This window comes from Verrucomicrobiia bacterium (assembly GCA_019634625.1).
GTDB lineage: Bacteria > Verrucomicrobiota > Verrucomicrobiia > Limisphaerales > CAIMTB01 > CAIMTB01.
Genome location: JAHCBA010000016.1, coordinates 117,240 through 138,261 on the forward strand (window position 1 = coordinate 117,240; position 21,022 = coordinate 138,261).

At 68.2% G+C, this 21,022-nt stretch carries 13 protein-coding genes; 6 read left to right on the plus strand and 7 right to left on the minus strand.

Going from position 1 to position 21,022, the window contains the following annotated elements; all coding sequences use genetic code 11:
* Window positions 1-14: 14 nt before the first annotated feature.
* The 5 genes from KF833_11630 to KF833_11650 are packed head-to-tail and all read right to left on the minus strand — an operon-like array spanning window position 15 to window position 8,023.
* Window positions 15-1,355 carry a tetratricopeptide repeat protein gene (locus tag KF833_11630; protein ID MBX3745947.1) on the minus strand — a complete coding sequence of 447 codons (1,341 nt, stop codon included), beginning with the start codon at window positions 1,353-1,355 and terminating at the stop codon, window positions 15-17.
* Window positions 1,352-2,503: a hypothetical protein gene (locus KF833_11635; protein ID MBX3745948.1), complete on the minus strand. Its 1,152-nt coding sequence runs from the start codon at window positions 2,501-2,503 to the stop codon at window positions 1,352-1,354. Before KF833_11635 ends, KF833_11630 begins: the two co-directional genes overlap by 4 nt.
* Window positions 2,500-5,895, minus strand: a complete 3,396-nt coding sequence (locus KF833_11640) for a hypothetical protein (GenBank protein MBX3745949.1) — start codon at window positions 5,893-5,895, stop codon at window positions 2,500-2,502. Before KF833_11640 ends, KF833_11635 begins: the two co-directional genes overlap by 4 nt.
* Complete coding sequence (locus tag KF833_11645; protein ID MBX3745950.1) at window positions 5,892-6,533, minus strand: DUF4194 domain-containing protein; 642 nt, start codon at window positions 6,531-6,533, stop codon at window positions 5,892-5,894. The genes KF833_11640 and KF833_11645 overlap by 4 nt, the downstream gene beginning before the upstream one ends.
* A complete protein-coding gene (locus tag KF833_11650) occupies window positions 6,530-8,023 on the minus strand; it encodes a hypothetical protein (GenBank protein MBX3745951.1) in 1,494 nt (497 codons plus the stop codon). The genes KF833_11645 and KF833_11650 overlap by 4 nt, the downstream gene beginning before the upstream one ends.
* A gap of 349 nt (window positions 8,024-8,372) precedes the next feature.
* On the opposite strand from KF833_11650, the gene KF833_11655 reads away from it, so the two are divergent.
* From KF833_11655 to KF833_11680, 6 genes are all read left to right on the plus strand, one after another.
* Window positions 8,373-9,584 (plus strand): acetylxylan esterase, encoded by a 1,212-nt coding sequence (locus KF833_11655; GenBank protein ID MBX3745952.1) that lies wholly within the window; start codon window positions 8,373-8,375, stop codon window positions 9,582-9,584.
* A gap of 135 nt (window positions 9,585-9,719) precedes the next feature.
* A complete protein-coding gene (locus KF833_11660; protein MBX3745953.1) occupies window positions 9,720-10,985 on the plus strand; it encodes a hypothetical protein in 1,266 nt (421 codons plus the stop codon).
* 89 nt (window positions 10,986-11,074) lie between these two features.
* A complete protein-coding gene (locus tag KF833_11665) occupies window positions 11,075-11,848 on the plus strand; it encodes a ThuA domain-containing protein (protein ID MBX3745954.1) in 774 nt (257 codons plus the stop codon).
* A gap of 91 nt (window positions 11,849-11,939) precedes the next feature.
* The gene (locus KF833_11670) at window positions 11,940-15,701 is read left to right on the plus strand and encodes a hypothetical protein (protein ID MBX3745955.1); all 3,762 of its coding nucleotides are present in this window, start codon (window positions 11,940-11,942) and stop codon (window positions 15,699-15,701) included.
* A complete protein-coding gene (locus tag KF833_11675) occupies window positions 15,698-17,920 on the plus strand; it encodes a BamA/TamA family outer membrane protein (GenBank protein ID MBX3745956.1) in 2,223 nt (740 codons plus the stop codon). The genes KF833_11670 and KF833_11675 overlap by 4 nt, the downstream gene beginning before the upstream one ends.
* A gap of 74 nt (window positions 17,921-17,994) precedes the next feature.
* Entirely contained in the window at window positions 17,995-18,471 is a 477-nt protein-coding gene (locus KF833_11680) for a thermonuclease family protein (GenBank protein MBX3745957.1), read from the plus strand.
* Between the two features lie 108 nt (window positions 18,472-18,579).
* Here the strand turns inward: KF833_11680 and KF833_11685 are convergent, their stop codons facing one another.
* Together KF833_11685 and KF833_11690 are read right to left on the minus strand one after the other, a co-directional pair.
* Window positions 18,580-19,632 carry an aldo/keto reductase gene (locus KF833_11685; protein MBX3745958.1) on the minus strand — a complete coding sequence of 351 codons (1,053 nt, stop codon included), beginning with the start codon at window positions 19,630-19,632 and terminating at the stop codon, window positions 18,580-18,582.
* Window positions 19,633-19,908: 276 nt separating this feature from the next.
* The gene (locus KF833_11690) at window positions 19,909-20,889 is read right to left on the minus strand and encodes a transposase (GenBank protein MBX3745959.1); all 981 of its coding nucleotides are present in this window, start codon (window positions 20,887-20,889) and stop codon (window positions 19,909-19,911) included.
* Window positions 20,890-21,022 lie beyond the last annotated feature (133 nt).

A 21,022-nucleotide genomic window follows, 5' to 3' on the forward strand; every position in this document is an offset into this window, starting at 1 on the left:
ATGGATGCGGCGGGTCATCGCGATGGCGATCCTTCGGCATTCCTGTCTTCGTTCAGGATGCGGAGGACCTGGAGGGCGCGGGGTAGCTCGGGTTGCAGAGCGAGGGCTTGGCGGGCGTGGTTCCGGGCGGCGGAGGCATCGCCCGTGAGGGCGAGTTGTTCGGCCAGGGCGGCGTGGGTTGCGGCGTCGGCGGGTCGATGGCGGAGCGCTTCGCGATAGGCGCGGATGGCGGATGGGGTGTTGCCGAGCCGGGCGTGGGCAAGGCCGAGATTGGCGTGGGCCTGGGCGAAGTCGGGTTTGAGGGCGATGGCCCGTTCGAGGGGCGGGAGCGCTTCGGTCCAGTGCTGCTGGCAGAGGAGGGCCAGGGCGAGCTGGATCCAGCCGTTGAGGGAATCTTCACGCGCGGCGAGGTGTTCGCGGAAGCGGGTTTCGGCGTCCGCGCAGCGGCCCTGCTGGAAGTGGAGGCGGCCGAGGAGCAGGAGGATTTCGGGATCTTCGGGGGCTTCGTGGAGGAGTTCGGCCAGGCGGCGTTCGGCGTCGTCGAGGCGGCCTTGGGCGAGGAGGGTGGCGACGCGATCGGCGCGGCGGGCGCGATCGCCCTGGAGTTGGCGGATCTCGCGGAGATAGGGGTCGGGCCAGTCGGGGGGGCGCGGCATGGATTCGGCGCGGCGGGCGAGATCGACGGCCGCCTCGTTCTCTCCTTCCCGGGCTCGGATCTGGCTGAGGAGCATGAGGGCCGGACGGGCGGTGTACAGATTCGTGAGGCAGGGGGTGAGGGCCTGGGCGGCAAGGGGGAGTTGCCCTTCGGCGAGCCGGACGCGGGCGAGTTCGAGTCGGGCCGCCGGATGATGGGGGACGATTGCGAGAAGCTTGTCGAGATGGGTGGCGCCTTCAGCAAAGCGGCCGTGTTCCACAAGGGCGTGAGCGAGGCGGAGGGCGGGGGCGGGATCGTCCGGGGCGGCGGCCTGGGCGGCCTCGCGGAGGTGGGAGAGGGCCGATTCCGGATCGTGGGGCAGTTGAAGGAGTCCGACGAGGTAGCGCCAACGGACGGAGGCCGGGTCACGGTCCAGGGCCGAGGTGTAGCAGTCGAGCGCTTCCGGATAGAACTCCGCGGCATGAAGGACCTGGCCGAAGGCTCCCCAGGCGGCGGCGGAATGGGGTTGGGCGAGGACCGCCTCCCGGCCCGACTGGATCGAACGGGCGAGTGTTGGATCGAGGGCGACGGTGTCCACCCGGGGCGGGTCCCTACGGGGAATGGACAGGCTGGGTTCGGTGGGAGGAACGGGTGCGGACGGCCCGCAGGCGGAGAGCAGGAGAGCGAGCGACAGGCAACGGCAGGCGGTCGCGGTGTTCATGACGGGGAAGGGGGTGGGAACGGTCGATCGACGGGGTGCTGGGGGTGGGGCGGACAGGGGGGGGCGGGCAGTGGGGCGGGATGGGTGGCGAGCGTTTCCCAGCCGACGAGTTCCTGGGCGAGGCGGAGGCCGCGGGCGAAGAGATCGTGGGCGGCGGGGGCGAGGGGTCCCAGCCAGGACAGGGATTCGGATCGAACCGGTTCGCCGTCCCAGGCGCCCTCGCGGCCCGGGCCGGCTTCGAGGAGTCGCTGGTAGCTCCAGAGGTGGGGTTGGATGGGGGGCAGTCCAGCGGCGACGGCCTTCTCTGAAGCGCGCACCGGGATGTCGATTCCGGGAGGATCCAGGTCCCCGAAGTACTCGATGGGGCGCGGCCCTTGAATCTCGGCGAACAGGTCATGGAGGCGGGTCACGGCGTCGATGAAGACGAGGCCCTTGCCATAGACCAACGCGCTGAACCGGGGGGCTGCGGCATCCCAACGGCAGTAGGAATCCCAGGTGGAGGCGTTTTCGAGGACGAGCACGGGACCGTCCGGGCGGTGGCCGCGCCGCCAGCCGAGGGGTTCGGGCACCGGTGCGCAGCGGAGGTCCGACGGGGTGATGCGGCCGGTGCGAAACGGGGCGGTTACGAGCAGGGCATCGAGGCGCTTTTCGTCACCGAGCACCTCGATGGAACGTTCCTTGACCGGGACGATAGGGCGGAGACGTCCGCCTGTGGCGAGGAAGCGGTTGAGGGCGACGAAATCGTCGAGAGCGACGTTTTGGCGGGCATCCCGTAGAAAGGCGAGTTCGGGTTCCCAGTCGATGGCGGCGGGGTCGGGTCCGGAGGGTTCGGTTTCGAGCGGATCGCCGAAGAGGGTGGCGAGCCGGGATTCCGCATCGAGAGGGATCTGGACGCGCTGCAGGAGGTGGGGTCTGCGCCGGTCATGGGTGAGGCGAAGGAGTCCGGCCCCGGCGAGGAGCCGGGCGTCGCGTTCGGCGTCGGCACGGTGGTCGGCGGAGAGGAGTCCGGCGGCCTCGAGCAACTGTTCCCAGTCGCGTGAGAACGGGCGGGTGTGACGGCCAAGGCCGGTGCCGCGGGCCCGCCACCACTGGTCGTGCAGCTCCCGCAGGACCGGGAACGTGCGCCAGCGCGGGTCGTCGGGGGTCATGTCAGGGATTCGAGGGCCTGATCGACGGTGAGGAGGATGGGGATGTTGTCGATATGGGCCACGTAACCGTCGGTGCCGGGCGTGACCCTTTTCTCGCAGATCACGACGGTATCGGCGTAGGGGGCCATGACGCCGAGGCGGTCGATGGGGAAGGCCATGACGAGCTGCAGGTCGAAGCGGCTGGCGAGTTCGAGGCAGTCCTCGACGCCATCGCCGGAGAGTTTGGAGAACGCCTCGTCCATGACCACGAGGCCGAGGTGGGGTGAGCGGTGGGATCCGACGTCGTACACGCGGCGGAAGGCGGCGAGCATGGAGATGAAGAAGGGCGCCTGGTTTTCGCCGCCGCTGAGGCTCCGGCCGCTTCGGCCGAGGGAGATGGCGGGTGCGTCGGGGCGGTCGGCGTGGACCATTTCGAGGTCGTAGCGGTGGTAGAAGCGGTAGTCGAGGAGGCGTCGGGCGCGCGGGTCGGCACCGTCGGGCGCCTCGACGGCGGCCATGAGGTCGGCCTTGGCGCGGTCGATCTCGTCCGACTTGATGGCCTGGGTGAGCGGGTCGGCCGGGGAGAGGCCGGTATCGAGGAGGGACCAGAGGGCACTGAAGGCGGGGTCACGGCGCTGGGTGATGCGGTACACGTGGCGGCCGATGGGCTGGTTGAGGTAGTCCCGGAGCTGGCGGATGGTGCGGTCGGCGGACTGGATTTTTTCGTTGAGGCGATCGAGGACGCCTTCCTGGAGGCGCCGTTCCCATTCGCGACGGCGGTCGGCCGCGAGCTGGCGGGAGGATTCGAGTTCGACCGTTTCGAGAAGGCGGAGACGGGCATCCCACGAAGAGTTGTCGTCGTCCTCGGCGGTGAAGTCGGCCTGGTACTGGGGATGGAGGAGGTGGCCGGCGGGGTCACGGGCGGCCATGAGTTCGCGTCGGGCGAGATCACGCCCGGTGCGGGCGTCGTGGGCGGCGTCGCGGGCGGCGGATTCGCGGGTGGCGGCCAGCTCGCGACGGCGTTCCCAGGTGGGGGCGGCGTCGAGGGATTGCCGGAGGTGGGATTCGAGATCGCGATCGAGGATGGACGTGGGCAGGCGGGTGCGGGCGACTTCACGTTCGAGGGTGGCCTGGCGGCGGTCCTCCCCGGCGCGATCGAGGGCTTCGCGGTTCTGGCGTGCCTGGAGATCGAAGGCATCGAGACGGGACCGGCGCACGGCCAGTTCGCCAACGACCGAGGCGATGCGTTTCTGGAGATCGTCGAGCTGGGCGAGGCGGGCGGCGCGTTCGGGTGTGGCGAGCAACCGGATGGTTTCGCACACGCCGCGGAAGTCGGCTTCGAGGGAGGGCAATCGGGGAAGGTCGCGGGACCGGTCGGGGAGGGTGCCGTCGCCGAGCCCGCCGCGGTGTCCGGAATCGAGCCAGGCATTGAGGTCCTGGAGGCGGCGGTCGGCGCGGTCGCGTTGGGAGCGGACATCGAGCTGTTCGCGTTCCCGCGCCTGTTTCATGCGGGCGAGTCCTTCGCGGCCGAGGGTGAGCTGGACTTCCCCGGGGGTTCGGAACCGTCGCCGGGTGGGGAACTGTTTGAAGAGGCCGTCCGGGGTGATGGCACGGGGGGCCGGACAGGAATCCAGGTCCCCGGGGTTCCCGACACAGGCGATGTCTCCGAGGAGATGGCAGGCGTAGGCGCGGGCCACGACGTCCTGGACCTCGATTTTTTCGGCGAGGGAGCCGGGTTGAACTTCGGTGCGGAGGGAGGGGGAGAGCGTTTCGAGGGGATGGACGAGGATTTCGGGTTCGCGGCCCGGCGGGGTGGCCTGGAGGATCCGGAGCGCCTCGGGATAGTCTTCGCTGCGGACGATGATGGCCCAGCGGTGACGTCCGAGGGTGAGTTCGAGGGCGGGCCACCAGCGGGCGGCATCGGGCTTCACCTCGATGAGTCGTCCGAGTTGATGGGCGCGACCGCCGAGGTGTTGCTGGATGGCTTCGAGGACGGGGAAGGTGCCGGGGCTGCGTTCGCGTCCGATGGATTCGAGGTCGGCGGCGATCTGGAGGAGCCGTTTGTCGGCGGTCTCGATGTCGCGGCGGATCGGTTCAATGAACCGGCTGATGTCCCGGGAGATCTCGTTGAAGCGGGCGGCGAGGAGCTGGAGGGCCTGCAGGCGTGACGGGTCGTCCCCGGATCGGAGGGAATCGAGGAGGGCGTCCTCGACCCGGGCCAGTTCTTCGAGTCCGGGCTGGGCGAGGGAAGCCGCGTGGCGCAGCCATTGGAGCCAGAGTTGGTGACGGTCGGAGAGGCGTTTGCGGGTTTGCTGGGCGGCGTCGCGCAGGGCGGCGATTTCGGTGTCGAGGGTGCGTTTACGGGCGTCGAGATCGTTCAGCTTGGCGTGGTCGGGGTCCCGGTGCGCTTCGAGGATGGTGGCCTGGAGGGAGGCATCGAGGGCGTTGCGTTGCCGGGTGGCGTCCTCGACGGCTTTGCGGTCTGCCGCGTGTTCGGCTTCGAGCCGGGACAGGGCGGAGCGGTGACGTTCGGCGAGTTCCTCGACGCGGGCGACCTCGAGGGCGCGCTGGAGCCAGCCGAGGATGGAGGCCTCGGTGCGGGCGGACTCGAAGTGGGCGTGGTGCTGGGAGATGCGGCGGAGGAAAGCCGCCTCGTTTTCCTGGCGGCGGAGGCGCGCCTCGGTTTCGCGATAGGCGTCCTGGGCGGCCTTCACATCGCGGACATCGAGGGGGCTTTCCTCGAGGATGAAACGGCGGATGAAGTCCTCGACATTTTCCTCGGGTTCGAAGGCGATGGCCTTGACGAGGGTTTTCTGGAACGGGGGGAGATCGAAGTAGAGATGGCGCGGGGTGGCCATTTCGGCGAGGTAATCCTGCTGGCGTCCGAAGAGGCATTTCTGGGAGCTGCCCGACTCGAATTCGCGCCGGATCCAGGCCCGGAAGGCGTCCTCGTCGAGCACACGGCCCTCGGGCGCGAGGCTGGCGTATTCGATGCGATCAGGCGCGAGGAAGTAGGTACGGCGGGGTTCGGCGGTGGGACTGGAGTACTCGATGCGCATGCCCCAGGTCTCGCGGCGCGGGGCGGGGCGCCCGGGTTCGGCGGGCCAGGAGAATTCGAGGGCGACCAGGGTGACGCCGCTGGATCGGGTGTAATGGGGTTCGCCGTCGCGGACGGTGTTGGTATCGCAGAGGCAGTAACTGACGAGGGAGCGGCTGCGGGCGTTGCCGGCGGCGGCGCGATTGGGGCGCCAATGTTCGCCGAGGAGGACGTACTGGATGAGGTCGAGCAGGGCCGTCTTGCCGGTGCCGAAGGCGCCGGCGATGAGGGTATGGTCGGCGACATCGAAGACCTGGCGGAAGCCGTACCAGTTGATGGCGACGATGCGGCTGAGGGAGATCCGGCGGTCATTCACGCGGACACCTCCGTGTCGGCGTCGGGTTCGGGGGTACCCCTGGCGGCTCCGTGCAGGCCGGCCATGAGTTCCCAGGCGTCGAGGCTTTCGAAGGGGATGACGCGCGGCAGGGTGGGGAGGATTTCGACGCTGGATTCGCCGAAGCGTTGGGGGTCGTCATGACGCTGGAAGCGGATCAGGCGGCGGGAGTGGAGGCGGGCGAGCATGCGATCGAGATGGGTTTCGGTGGGCGGTTCCAGGTGTTCGAAGGTGAGGCGGAGGGCCTGATAGACGTCGTTGGCGCTTACCACCACGGTTTCGACGGCACGTTCCATCCGGGTTTCGTGGTAGAGCCGCCAGAGGACGAGGACGAGGAGGGTTTCGGCCTTGTTGAATTTCGCGGTCAGTCCGCACTCGCCCGAGACCGGGCGGGCCTGGAGGAACGAGCGATCCGGGTCGGACCAGAGGTCGAGGTGGAGCGGGGCGAGGTATTCAGCGAGATCGCGAAGGTGTTCCCGGGCGGTCAGGAAGATTTCCCGCGCACGGCCGTCGTCGCCGAGCAGGACCCCTTTCGAGAGGAGTTCGGTGAGGGCTTCGCTCAGGGCGGGACGGTCGGGTTCCGGGATGTGTTGCCAGAAGGAAGGCCAGGGGAGGTTCATGAAAGGCGTTCGATGAGCAGACGCTCGATGGACCGGCCGGAGACACGGTCGATGGGGATGGCGCCCGGGGTGAGCCCGAGATGTTCGCGGACGGTTTCGATGCGCCAGCGGATCGGGCGATGGCGGGCGGCGGTGGTGGCGCGGTCGAAGGCGAGGACGGCGAGGAGGTCGAGGAGGTCGTCCTCGGTGGCGAGGCGGAGGGATTCGGTCGAGACGGCGGCGCCCGGGGTTGGCAGGAGACGTTCCACGAGCCGGCCTGCGCGTTGGGGGGTGATGGCGTAGAGATTGCGGGTGCGGATCAGTTCCTGGGCGTCTCTGGTGTTCCCGGGGTCCGTCGATGGGGGGACATCGAGGTTGACCGGCGGGCGGGAGCGTCGTGGGCGGTACAGGGAATCCGTGCCGAAATGGAGGGCGACTTCAACGGAGAGAAGGGGGAGTCCGGGAGAGTCGGTCAGGTCGGAGAAGGATTGCCCGGTGTGATGGCGGTTCACGGCGGCGAGGAACGACTTGACCTGTTCCGCGCGGCGCCCGCGCATTTCGGTTTGGTAGTCGTAGCGTTGTTTGGAGAGGCGGCAGAAGTCGGCCATGCGGCCGTCGATGAGGCGCTGGCGGGCGGGGATGGAGGCGAGTCCACGGTCGAGGCGGCCGAGCATGGATTCGGCGGCGAGGTAGGCCTCGGTTGGGGCGAGGCTGCGATGGGCGGCGAGACCTTCGGCGAGACGTTCTTTGGCGAAGGGATCGGCCAGGGCGTCCTGGACGACGGAACGCGCTCGAAGGAGGCGGGGCCCGAGTCCGCCCTGTCGCAGCGCGTCGTAGCAGACCATGTGTTCGCCGGCCTGGAACTCGACCAGGAAACGGCGGAGTGTCTCGGCGGGGGATTCGCTGGCGCGCTGTTCCTCGGCGTGGCGGAGAATGAGCGTTTCGACGGAATGCATCTGTTCGATGGCGCGTTCGACGCGATCGAGCAGTTCACGGACGGTCTGGCGGAATTCCTCGGGGCCGATGCGGTTCGGGTCCAGGGCGCCCTGCTCTTCAAGGGTCTGGCAGATCGAGCGCAGGGTGGCGGCGAAGTCCCGGAGGTCCGCCGGGTCGGTGGTCGCCATTTCGCGGAGCGAGCGCAGGAGGATTCGGAGGGGCGGGGTGATGAGCACCCACCGTTCGTCGAGGCTGACACGGCGTTCCTGGAGCCAGCCTGCCTCGACGAGTTTGTTGTAGAACTGCCCGGCCCGCTGGCGCAGGTCGCCGAATTCGGCGCCTTCGTCATCGCCGAGTTGGGCCCGGGGATGTTCGGCGAGGGCTTCGCGGATCAAAGTCTGACAATCCTCGTGGGAGACCTGTCCGCCCTCATCGGCGCAACGGGCGAGGCGGTCGGCGCAGTCCACGTAAACCGGGGCGGAGGGTCTGGCGAGGGGCCGGAAGAAGGTCTCGGGAATGGCGCGGGCGAGCCGCAGGCTGAGCGGCTCGTCGGATGGGCTGGGGACATCCGCCATGCCGGAAAGGAGAACAGGTCGGAGGAGCGGTGTGCAACACGCGTTGGCGGGCATGTTGCAGGCCGGGTCTGTTGGAGGAGTTGTCAGCCGGTCAGGAGGTGAAAGCCGAAGATTTGGAAGTCTCCGGGATTGGCGGTCGCGAGCCGGCGAACGCCGGATGCCCAGAGGGTGTCGGCCCCGATCATGGCCGCGGGTCGAGCATTTCGCCGAGGAGATCGTCGTCCGGCGAGGGGAACGGGCGGAGGATGGCGCCCACGGAGCGGGGCTGGATCCCGCTCAGGAATCGAACCGATGGGTGCCGGGTGTTCGGCGCTTTCCAGGGGGCGGGGAGGCGGCGCAGGATTCGGTCGTGCGATTTCCCACGGTGGCTCTCGGGCTCGGGTTTGTTCTGGTATTGGCGGCCGGGTGTGCTTCCTCGCGATCGGTGCGGTCGTCGGGGCCGTGGGACATCGAGGCGCTGATGCGGGTGCCGGAGGCGACGTGGGGCGTGCGGACGGGGTTGGTTCAGCAGGTGACGTATGCGGGGGAACCGCTGGAAGGGAGACCGACGCGGGTGTTCGGGTATCTCGGCCGGCCGGCGGGGGCGTCCGGGGAGCGGTTGCCGGCGATGGTGCTGGTGCATGGGGGTGGGGGCAGGGCGTTTCCGGCGTGGGTGGAACATTGGGCGCGCCGCGGGTATGTGGCACTGGCGATGGACCTGGCGGGGAACGGGCCGGACGGGCGGCTGCCGGACGGGGGGCCGGACCAGACGGATGCGGTGAAGTTCCGGGATTTTGGGGAGGCGGAGGTGGGAGACATGTGGAGTTACCATGCGGTGGCGGCGGTGATCCGGGGGCATTCGCTGGTGCGCTCGCTGCCGGAGGTGGATGCCGGACGGGTTGGGGTGACGGGGATCAGCTGGGGAGGGTATTTGACGTGCATGGTGGCGGGACTGGATCCGAGGTGGAAGGTGGCGGTGCCGGTGTACGGCTGTGGATTCCTGGGGGAGAACAGCTACTGGCGGGACCGGTCGCTGGCGGCGATGGGAGCTGAGTCGCGCGAGCGGTGGTTGCGGCACTTCGATCCGAGCCGGTACCTGGGGAATGTGCGTGTGCCGATCCTGTTCCTGAACGGGACGACGGACTTCGCGTATCCGCTGGACAGTTACCGGCGGTCGTACCGGCTGGTGCCGGAACCGTGGCGTTGGGTGAGCGTGGTGGTGGGATTGCCGCACGGGCACATCTGGGACTTCGAGGAGGTGGATGCCTTCGTGGACCATGCGTTGCGGGGCGGCGCGAGGCTGCCCCGTTTGGGTGCGACACGGGTGGTGGGGGATCGATTGGAGGCGGAGTTGGTGACGCCGCTGCCGGTCGAGGAGGCCATGGTTTGTTACACGGAGGATGACGGGCCCTGGGCGCAGCGGGTGTGGAAGACGGTGCCAGCGCGGATTGAGGGAGGACGGGTGGCGGGTCAACTGCCGGGGGCAGGGGTGCGGGTGGCGTTTCTGGCAGTGCGTGACACGCGGGGACTTCGGGCGAGCAGCGAGCACGTCGAGCTGCCGGCGGAGGCGGGAGGGCGTTGACCCGGGGGATGGGGTGGCGCGGGGCGATGGGAGACGTTTTGCGATGGCGGGGGGCAGGCCGGTCCCGGTAGCGTGACCGGCACGCGCGCGGGACGAAGCCGGGAGGTTGTGTCCTGCGTCCACCCCAACGTCACCATGAACACCGTCACGCAACTCAAGACCGTCACCCGCAATACCCAGAGCAAGGTTGAGGCCGAGATAACGCGCACGGGCGGGTTGCTGCGACTCGCGCCGGCGTGGGTGCCGCGTTCATTCCTGCAACCGGGGCTGCGGTTGAAGCTGCATCCGGACGACACGTATGCGTACGGGGCGAACCGGGGGGGGATCGACGAGCGCTGGTTTGCCTCGACGACGGAGGCGGCGAACGAGGGGCGGGTGCCGGACGAGGGCCTGAGTTACTGCGTGGTGGGGAAGGAGCGGTTCACGCTGCGGAAGGCGGTGGAGGATTGCGGGGCGACGCTGGTGGGGAAGGCGATCTGGAAGAAGTACGGGCGGTGGCCGGTGTACTCGAAGTTCTTCGACAACATGGGGCCGATTCCGCACCACATGCACCAGAGCGCCAAGCAGGCGAAGCTGGTGGGGCAGGAGGGCAAGCCGGAGTCGTATTATTTCCCGCCGCAGCACAATCCGGTGGGGAACAACTTCCCGTACACGTTCATGGGATTGGAACCCGGGACCACCAAGGGGCAGGTGCGGAAGTGTCTTGAGGACTGGAACCGTGGGGACAACGGGATCCTGGACCTGAGCCGGGCCTACCGGTTGAAGCCGGGGACGGGATGGTTGATTCCGCCGTGCGTGCTGCACGCCCCGGGGAGTTTGTGCACGTACGAGCCGCAGTGGGGCAGCGACGTCTTTGCGATGTACCAGAGCATGGTCGAGGGCCGCTATGTGCCGTGGGATCTGCTGGTGAAGGACATGCCGAAGTCGAAGCACAAGGATCTGGACTTCATCGTCAACCAGCTCGACTGGGACCAGAACTGCGACGAGAACTTCAAGGACAACCATTATCTCGAGCCGGTGCCGGTGGCCGACACGCGCAAGGACGGGTATGTGGACCGCTGGATTGTGTACGGCCGGATTGACGGCGAGCAGCTTTTCACGGCCAAGGAACTGACGGTCGATCCCGGTGTGAAGTGCACCATCTGGGACACCGGGTCGTACGGGCTGACGTGCGTGCAGGGGCGGGGAAAGATCAATGGGGAGCCCTTGAGCAGCCCGCGGCTGATCCGGTTCCATGAGCTGACGGAGGACGAGTATTTCTGCACGGCGGACGGAGCGACGCTGGGGGTCACGTTTGAGAACACCAGCGGGACGGAGCCGCTGGTGTGCCTGCGTTACTTCGGGCCGGAGGTGAATCCGGACGCGCCGGAACTGGGGGCCTACCGCAAGAATCGCTTTTGACCGGTCGGGGCCGGGCTGCCTAGCGTTGCGGCATGAAGACCGCATCCGGGAGATGGCGATGGCTGACGGGCGTGTGGCTGGCTGGGCCGATGGCGGTCCTGGCGGCGGGTGAGGGGGCGGGTGAGGGGGCGGGTGAGGGGGCGGGTGTGCCCGCCGCGCCCGCGGTGTCGGCGTCGGGACCGGCGCTTCCTTCGCTGCGAGCGATGCTGGTGACGGGCGGGTGCTGTCACAACTACCCGTTTCAGACAGCGCAGTTGACCAACGCGGTGGCGCGGCACGCGCGGGTGCAGTGGACGATCGTGCATGAAGGGGGGAGCGGGACGCGGGCGCAGATTGCGCTGTACGACGATCCGAACTGGGCGGCCGGGCAGGACGTGGTGGTGCACAACGAGTGCTTCGCCGACACGCGTGATCCGGAGTACATCCGGAAGATCACCGACGCGCATCGGGAGGGGATGCCGGCGGTGGTGATCCATTGTGCGATGCACACGTACCGGGATGCGGCGATCGACGACTGGCGGGAGTTCCTGGGGGTTCAGAGCCGGCGGCACGAGCACCAATCGCGGTACCCGGTGAAGGTGCTTGAGCCGGTGCATCCGGTGCTGGCGACCATGCCGTCGGACTGGGTCACGCCCATGGACGAGTTGTACGTCATCGACCGGGTCTGGCCCAACGTGACGGTGCTGGCGACGTCGGCGAGCGAGCGCAACGGGGCGGAGCACCCGGTGATCTGGGTGAACCAGTTCGGGAACGCCCGCGTTTTCGGGACGACCTACGGGCATTCGGACGACACCTTCCGCGATCCGGTCTTTCTCGAGTTCGTGAGCCGGGGGTTGCTGTGGTCGGCGGGGAAGCTGGAGTGAACCGGCTGGAGGGAACCCGCACTTAACCTGCGTTTAACCTGCATTTGCTGCGCGAGCCGGTCGGGCGCAAGGTGACATCGTTTTGACTCCGGTGTCTGTCTCTCCACGACGGCGACGACCCTGGCGCCGTCTCTGCCTTGGCGGAGCGGTGGCGGGGGTGGCGATCATGCTGACCGCGCCCTGGTGGGTGCCTCCGGCGGTGCGGGCGGCGGCCGGGGTGGCGGGGGTGACGGTGGGCGATGCGCGGCGGCTCGGGTGGTCCAGGGTGGAATGGCGGGAGGTGCGCTTCGAGGCGGCGCCGGTGGCGGTGAGGATCGGGACGTTGGAATGGCACCAACCTTGGTCATGGTTGTGGCGGCTGGTTTGTGGCGGGGCCGGGTCGCCGACGATCGAGGGGAGGGACTGGACGTTGGTCATCACGCCGGATCCGGAGGAGGACCCTGCGAAGGAGCCCGGAATCCAATCGGTCGAGGGCGCCTTGGGGCCGGTGCTGCCCTGGCTGCCGCGTCTGGCCTGGCTGTCGGGGCCGGTGAATCTCAGCGGGGGTCGGGTTGAGGTGGCCGGGCATGTCTTCCGGATTCCCGGGGTGCGATTGGGCGGAGAGGGGTTGACGGCGGAGGTGGGGTACGAGGGGTGGGAGGCGCGGTTGGCGGTGGTGCCGGAGGGGGCCGAGGAGGCGGAAGGATTGGGATTGAAGCTGGAGGCCGAGGTTCGACCGCACGACCTGTCGGTCGAGGCGCGTGTGGGACGGACTGGGCGGGCGGAAGGAGCCTGGGATCTGGCGTTGCGGGTGGGCGATGCCACCAACCGGGTGGAACTGGCGGCACGGTTCGGGGTCGAAGGGTGGCTCCCCGAATCGGCGCGTTTGACGGGGACGCTGCCGGCGCCGCCGGTGCCGGAGGGGTTCCCGGGGACATTGAGCGGATCGCTGGAAGCGGAATGGCGGGACGGACGGGGCACGCTGGATCTGCGGGCGGGCGGGGAGACGAGGTTGCCGGAGGTGGAACGGGGGATTCCGCTGACGGCGGAGTTGCGGGCCACGTTCGGGCTGGACTGGATGGAAGTGGCGGCCTTGCGGGTGGAATCGGAGGCGGTGCAGGTGAGGCTGGACCGGCCGGTTCGGATGGGGTTCGAGCCTCCGGTGCGCATTCCGGAGGCATCGCTGGAACTGGTGGCGGACGCCGGGGCGTTGGGCATGGACGGATGGAGGGGCCGGGTGCGGGGCCGGGTGGATTCGCTGGGTTCGAGTCTGGAAGGGCCGAGGTTGACCTTCGCAGTGCAGGCGGAGGATGCGGGTCGGGGAACGATGGCGGTGGAGAGTCTGTCGCTGAACGGCGCGCTCGACTGGCCGCGACTGCGGATCGACGCGTTCGAGGTGCGTCCCGGCGGGGATGCCCGACTGACGGTGGAGGGCGCGGCGGACCTGGAGGAAAGGGTGCTGGAGGGGGTCCGGCTTCGATACTCGGGAAGGATTCCGGAATACGCGGGTGCAGGGACGTCCGCGTTGCCGCCCATCGACGTGGAAGCGACGGCGTCCGGGCCGTTCGACCGGCCGGTGGGCCGGGTGGACGGGCGGTTGCTGGAGGCCCTTGGGCTGCCCGGGCTGGCTCCGTTGGATCTGCGCGTCGGGGTGACGGTTCGAGGGTTGGAGGAGGCGGATGTCGAGGCGACGATCACTTCCGGGACGGGGCGGATCGACCTGACCGGGACGGTGTGGGTCGAGGCCGGTTCCGGGGCGGAACCGGCCCGGGAGGTGCGGATGCGGGTGGGGACCTGGGAAATGCGGACGGGGGACCGGGTGGACCTGGCGTTGGAGCGGGACTTCGAGGTGGCGTTGCGCTGGACGGACGCCGGCGGGGATGGGCTTCACGCCGTTGCAATCGGACCGGCTCGATGGCGCGGGGATGCGGGAACGATTGGGATTTCCGGGGAGGTGGCGTGGCCTGACAGGGGGCGGGCGGAGCTGGGGTTGGAATCGTTTTCGGCGGGATTCCTGGAAACGTGGTGGCCCGCGGCGCCGGAAGGACTGGGAGCATTTCGGGCGGCGGGTGTGGAGGGGCGCATCGGATGGGAGGGCGGTCCACTGGAGGGGGGGGTGGCGTTCGATGTCTCGGGACCGCTTCCCGAGCTGGGGACGACAGGGTTCTCGGGCAGGGTTCGGCTGGGGGCGGACGGGGTGCGGATTGGCGATGTGCGGGTGCCGCGGGACGGGGTGGAATCGATCGGGGCGAATGTCGTGTTGCCGCTGCGGATCCGGGTGACGGACGGGGAAGTCGGGTGGGAACCGATTCCGGAGGGGGCGATCGAAGGCACGGTTGAACTGCCTGCCGGGGCATGGCCCTGGGACTGGGCGTCGGCGCTGGCCGGGGTGGCGTTGGAGCGTCCGGAAGTGCGGCTGGAACTGGGTGGGACGATGGAGGAGCCCGAGGTGCGTCTGGCGGCGCGGGTGGCCGGGGCGAGCTGGAGGGGGGCGGAGACGAACGGGGTGGCTGTCGAGGTTCGGGAGATCGAGCTGGCGGCACGGGCCACGCCACGGGAAGCGGTGATCGAGCGGTTGAGCCTGCGGTACGAAGGTCAGGAGGCGCTGGCCTCGGTGCGCCTGCCGCTGGTGGGTGGCGCCTCGAGCAATCTCTGGATGGGGGTGCGACCGGCAGACTGGCGGGAGGCGGTGGGCCACCTTTCCGTGGGACGGGCGGACCTGGGTCCGCTGACGGCACCGTGGCGCGAGTTCCTGCAACCTGTGGGCACGCTGGGGGCGGATCTCCGGATCGAGCAGGGCGGGTGGCGCGGCTGGGTCGAGGTTGCGGAGGCGGCGATGCAGCCGCGGGAACCGCTGGGCACGCTGCGCGACATCACGGTGCGGTTGGCGCTGGACGGGCAGACGGTGCGATTCGAGCGGAGCGGCGCGATGTTGAACGGGCAGCCCATCGCGATCTCGGGGGGGCTGACGGTGGCGGATTTGGAATCGTGGACGGCGGAGGTGCGGGTGGCGGCGACCAATCTGACCCTGGTACGGTCCACGGACGCCATGCTGCGTGCCGATCTGGATCTGGCATTGGTGCGGACCAACACGGAGGCGCCGCCGAGGATCGACGGGGTGGTCACCCTCAGGAACAGCGTGGTGATGCTGGACGTGCGGAATTTCGTGGGGGTGAACCTGGAACGACCCGATCAGCGTCCGCCGTATTTCAGTGTGGACGCCGATCCGGTGGGGGATTGGAACCTGAACGTGGCGGTGCGTGGGAACCGGTTTGCGCGGGTGTTGAGTCCGGCGTTTCGGGGGACGGTTTCGGCGGAGACGCGACTGCTGGGGACGTTGCGGCATCCGCGGTTGCTCGGGGAGGGGGCGGTGGACACGGGGCAGATCCTGTTTCCGTTCGGGCGATTGCGGGTGGAGCAATTGCGGGTGCGGTTCACGGAGGGGAGCCCTTATCGTCCCCGGATCGAGGGAACGGCCGAGGGGCTGAATTTCGGGTATTCGGTCACCATGTCGCTCGACGGGGATCTGGACGACCCGGAGATCCGGCTTTCAACGGTGCCGCCGATGAGCACGCGGGCGACCTTGCAGATGCTGACGGCCGGCACGTTGCCGAGGGACGAGTACGCCTTCACGGGTTCGGCGAAGATCCAGAAGGTGGGGGCCTATCTGGCCAACGACATCGTGGCCAATCTCATGGGGGACCCCAGCGAGGAACCACGCCTGACCCTCCACAGCGGCGAGCGGGTCACGACCAGCGGGCAGTTGACGTATGGCGTGGAGTACCGGTTGACGGATCGGTGGGCGCTGGTGGGGGAATACGATCGATGGAGCCAACTCAATGCGGGGGTCCGCTGGCGACTGATTGACCGATGAGAGGACACACGGGAGGCCTTTCCTGCTGGGTGCGCGTGGGGGTGGTCGTGCTGGCCATGATGACGGGGGAGCGGTGGAGTGGGTGCCTGGGCGGGGAGGTCGGGGAGGGGGAGGCTGGGGTGGGTCATCACGCGGGGGATGGGGTTCCGGATGGAACGGGGCAGGCGGACGAGGCGGACCCGGCGAGCCTCAGCATCAAGGGACTGGGCTGGCTTGGGAATCTGCAGATGAAGGCGGTGCTGCGGCAGGTCCGGGGAAGTTCCGAGCCGCCGGTGGTGTACGACGCCAACGCGATCGAGGACGGGGCGTTTCTGCTGCTGCATCACGCCCAGGGCCTTGGGTATCTGGATGCGGCGGTGCGTCTGGAACTGACCCTGGAGAACGGCGAGGAGCTGACGGAGGTCTGGCAGGGACGGGATCTGGTTCCGTTGCCCCGCCCGCTGGCGGCGACCGAAGTGCGGTACCGGGTGACACCGGGGCTGCGGTACTTCTACCGGTCCATCCTGTTCCGGGGTCTGACGGTGTTGAGCGAGGAGGAGGCCAGCCGGTATTTTGTCCGGTCGGACGGGTTGCTGAAGACCCGGGCCCTGCGGCGGTTCAGTCGGAATGAGTTCACGGATGCGAGCCGGGCGCTCGAGACCGCGTTGCAGACGATGGGGTATGCCCGCGCCCGGGTGGTCCCCGAGGATCCGGAAATCGATCCGGAATCCGGTGCGGTGCGGGTGGTGGTCGGGGTGGAGGAGGGGCCATTGCACCGGGTGAGCGGTGTCCGGGTGACCGTGCGGGACGCCGCCGACGGTCCGGTGGTCGTGGAAGAGACCCGGGAGTACGAGGGGGTGCTGTCGCGTGCGGGCCTGGAGGATCTTGAGCAGGAGGTGTTGCAGGCGTGGTTTCGCGAAGGGTATCCGGATGCGACCGCGCGGTTGACGACGGAGGGGCAGACGGCGGACGAGACGGGCATGGTGCAGGTGAAGGTGCGGGCGGAGGTGGTGCGTGGCCCCCGGGTGCCATTGGGGACGGTTCGGTTCACGGGACGCGGCGCGCCGGAACCCGGGCGGATCCGGAAACCGCTGGCACGTCGTTCGGCGTTGGAAGGTCCCTGGCTGGACCGGCTGGCCGTGGACGAGGCGCGATCGCGGATTGCGAGGTTGGGGGGCTACCGGTTCATCCGTGTCGATTACGAAGCGTCGGCGACGGATTCCGAGGTGCGGGATCCGGTGTTCGATCTCGAGCCCGGGCGCCGGCTGTCGGTGGATCTGCTGGGGGGATTTCGAAGTTACGAACTGCTCTATGCCGGCGTGGATGTGGCGCGACGCAACCTGTTCGGTCTGGGCCACTCGGTCGATCTGCGGTTGATCCAGTCCTTCAAGGCCAGCGAGGGAACGGCCACCTATTCGATTCCCGACGTTCTGGTGGATGACCTGACGGTGTTCGGACTGGTGGATTTTCTGTCCCGCCAGGAGGTGTCCTTCCGCAGGGAAGAGTCGCGGGCGGGGGCGGGGATGCGGCGGGTGTTCGAGGGAACGGGGCACCAGGTCGGGGTGCGGTACACCTTCGAACTGTTGCGGGCGCTCGACGCTCCGTCGGAAGCCACCCGCTTTTCCGGCGCCAACCAGCCGCTGGTCTCGTCGGTGACCCTGGACTGGCAGTTGGACCATCGCGATTCCGCGGTGAGTCCGCGCGCGGGCTATGATTTGGGGGTGACCCTGGAGGTGGCGGTTCCCGAGCTTGGCGGTGAGGCGCGGTATTTGCGCCCGGAGATTCGGGGATCGGCGCATCTGCCCTTGCGGGGCGGTCGGTACCTGAGGGCGGGACTGCGGTACTCGCTGGTCTCGGACCCGGGCGACGAAGGGTTGGTGCCGTTTAACAAGCGGTTCCTGCCGGGCGGCGACGACAGCGTACGGGGATACCAGCGGGGCGAGGCGTCCCCGCGCAACGCCGCGGGTGAGATCATCGGCGCCGAGGCGGCCCTGGTGTGGAACTTCGAGTTTGAGCAACTCCTGACGCCATCGTGGTCGGTGGTGGGATTCGTCGATGGGGTTGGGCAGACCGCCAGACTGCGGGAACGGATGTGGGACGAGACCCTCTGGTCCGCAGGCGTCGGCCTTCGCTGGAACTCGGTCATCGGTCCGATCCGCGTCGAGTACGGGCACAATCTGAACCCGCGTCCCGCCGACCCGGCCGGCACGGTGCATGTCTCGATCGGATTTCCATTCTGAGGTCCGGGTGGGTTTGGGCGTGCACTGGGGCAGGGGCGGCGGGCAGGGTACGACGCGTGACGCCAACCCGTCACATGCTTGCGGGGCTGTTGCTGCCGTTGTTGTTGTGGGCTTGTGCCGTTTCGGGCGCGGATCTGCGCGGGCGTGTCGTTTCGGTGTCGGATGGCGATACCCTGAAGGTGGTCTCCGGGAGGAAGGAGACGACGATCCGATTGGCGGGCATTGATGCGCCGGAGCGGCGGCAGCCGTATTCGGAACAGGCGAAGCGGGCGCTGTCGGAGATGGTCTTTGGGAAGGATGTCCGGGTGGTGATTCAGGACACGGACCGTTACGGGCGGACGGTGGGGGTGGTGTATGTGGGGCGGAAGCAGGTCAATCTGGAGTTGGTGCGGATGGGTCTGGCCTGGCACTACCGGCAGTATTCCGACGACAAGGATCTGGCCCGGGCGGAGGTGGAGGCTCGAAAGGCGCGGCGCGGTCTGTGGGCGGATCGGAAGCCGGTGGCGCCATGGGACTGGCGACGGGCCAACGCGGCCGCTGCCCGGCGTTAAGGGGGGTGAATCCAGACAGGCTGGATGGGTTTGCCGTACTGAAGCGTGCGTTCCTCCGCCCCTCCGCCCCATGCGGCCGGCTTTGCGGATGGTGGGTCAGGGGGTGCCTCAGCCCATGCATTCGTGGGCGTGTTCGGGGTAGGGCAGGCGGTTGAGGGAGGCGGAGTTTTCGCCCTGAAGGTCTTCGCGAATGAAGATCGATTCGCAGCGTTGCGCGAGATCGCGAAGGCCGTCGCGGACCTCTGCGGTGGCGGGTTCGTATTCGCGGGCGGCGATCAGCGCCTTGTCGAGGAGTTCGACGAAGGCGGGAGGGAATCCGCTGACGACGCCCTTGAGCGAAAGGGCGAAGCGAAGGGCGAGGGACACCTCCTCGGGCGTCTCCGTGGTGCGGTACCACCAATTACGGGTGCGCTCGACGCCTTCGGGCCAGGCACCCATGCACATGGGTTTGATGGCCAGGACCGCCGCGCCGCGATCCGCGGCAGACTCGAGAACGGCCTTGCCGAAGTCGCGGAGGTAGAATTCGGCGAAGCTGACGGGGAACATCACGGTATCGAATTCGAAGGCCTTGAGGGCGGCGAGGGCGGCCCTGGTGCTGTGGGCGGAGAACCCGATCCAGCGGATCTTGCCCTGTTCCCGCGCCTCGAGGAACGCCTCGATGGCCCCGCCCGGGGCGAAGGCCTGGCGCACCTCGTCCACGGTGACCAGGTGGTGCATCTGATAGAGGTCGAAACGGTCGGTGCGGTGGCGTTCCAGGGAGCGCTCCAGTTCGGCGCGGGCGCCGGCCTTGTCGCGGGCCTTGGTCTTGCAGGCGAGGAAGATCTGGGATCGATCGATGCCTTCGAGGGCAGGGCCCAGTTTGCGCTCGCAGTCGCCGTCCCGACCGTAGGCCGGAGCGTTGTCAAAGTAGTTCACTCCGCGGTGAAAGGCGTCCTGCACGGCGCGGTTGGCTTCGTTCTGATCGAGGCGCATGAGGGCGAGGGCCGGGAATCCGATGATGGATACTTCCCAACCGGTGCGACCCAGAATTCGGCGGGGGAGACCAGCCACGCCGGGACGGAGTGGATCCGAGACCTTGAAGTCGGCAAGCAACCGGTCGATGCCCAGGGTGGTGGTGGCGGTTGCCCCGCCCATCAGTTCGAAAAACGTGCGGCGTTTCATCGGAGGATGGAGGTATCAAAGGGTCGAGGGACGCCGCTGACAACCATTTCGTGGCCGGGAACGGCTCGTTCAATTCCGCCGCGATTTCCTGTGGAACGCGACAGATGGCGAGCCCGGACGGTCGCTTGGATCGTTGGTCAGGGCATGCCAGATCCCAACGTCCCTCCCGACGGTTTTCATTTGGAGATGCACCGCCTCCATGCCGGGACGTCTCCGCGGGGTCCGATCGCAGGCGGTGTCTGGCTCGGGGGATCCAGCCCCAGATGCTACGACTGGCTACCCAACCGCATCCACGCGCAGGTCGCGGAGGACTCGCAGTCCCGGGATCGGGGCGCCTCGAATAATCCGTGCGCCGCTCTTGCGTCGCTTCCCGAACTTGTCCCGGTGCCGCTCCCACATCTGGTTCACAAACTCCTTCGATCCCAGGAACACCCCATCGGTCATGTGCCTGATCCGTAGCCGCAGGATCTGGCCCAGCGGCAGTTGTCCGCCCCGCGCCAGTTCCGCCCGGATCGCCTCCGGGTCCAGCACACGCTTGTCGCTCCGCCCTGACGTGCCGCCAATCACGTATAGCGCCAGGCGATATTCTGCTGACGCGGCGCTCCAGTCGGTTGCGCCCAGAAAGCCCATGATTCCACGGCGGATGACCTTGTCGCCGGTGAGGGCGGCGGCGTAGCCGCAGAAGCGGTAATCCTTGGGATCGTTGACCAGGCCGGCGCGGACGGGGTTGAGGTCGATGTAGGCGGCGATGGCGCGGAGGGCGCTGGGACAGTCTTCCACCAGGACACTGCGGAAACGTTCGCCCCAGAGGTAGCCGGTGCGGTCGTGACGGCGGTTGTACCAGCGGGAGAAGCGTTGTTTGAACTCCTGGAGGAAGATGGAGAGGTCGGCGATGCGGGAGAGGACGGATTGGCGGACGTCGTCGGGGATGGGTTGGCCCTTGTTGACTGCGGCGCGGGCGAGGGTGGGGAGAGTGGCCTTGGGCCCGTAGAAGTCATCGAGTTTAGCGAGGATGACGTCGTCCGGGATGGAGTCGGGAAGGGGCTTGGGAGGGACGCGGATGAGGAGATGGAAGTGGTTGGACATCATGCAGAAGGTGATGATGTCGATGTCGCAGAAGCGGGCGAGGTGGTGGAGAATGTTGAGGAGTCTGTGCTTGGCGGAGTCGTCGAGGAGTGGGAGGCGGCCGGCGACGCGGGACATGCAGTGGTACACGGCGGGGAGGGAGGGATCGACCTTGATGCGTGGGGTTCTCATGGGGGTAAGCGCGGGATCTGCTGTTAGCAGGGGAACCACTTGTGGACTGGTCAGGTGATGGAGTCAATTTAAAATGTCTGGCTAATTGATATAGGAGTCAAGCTGTAATTTGTCTGACTTGTTGATAAGGCCA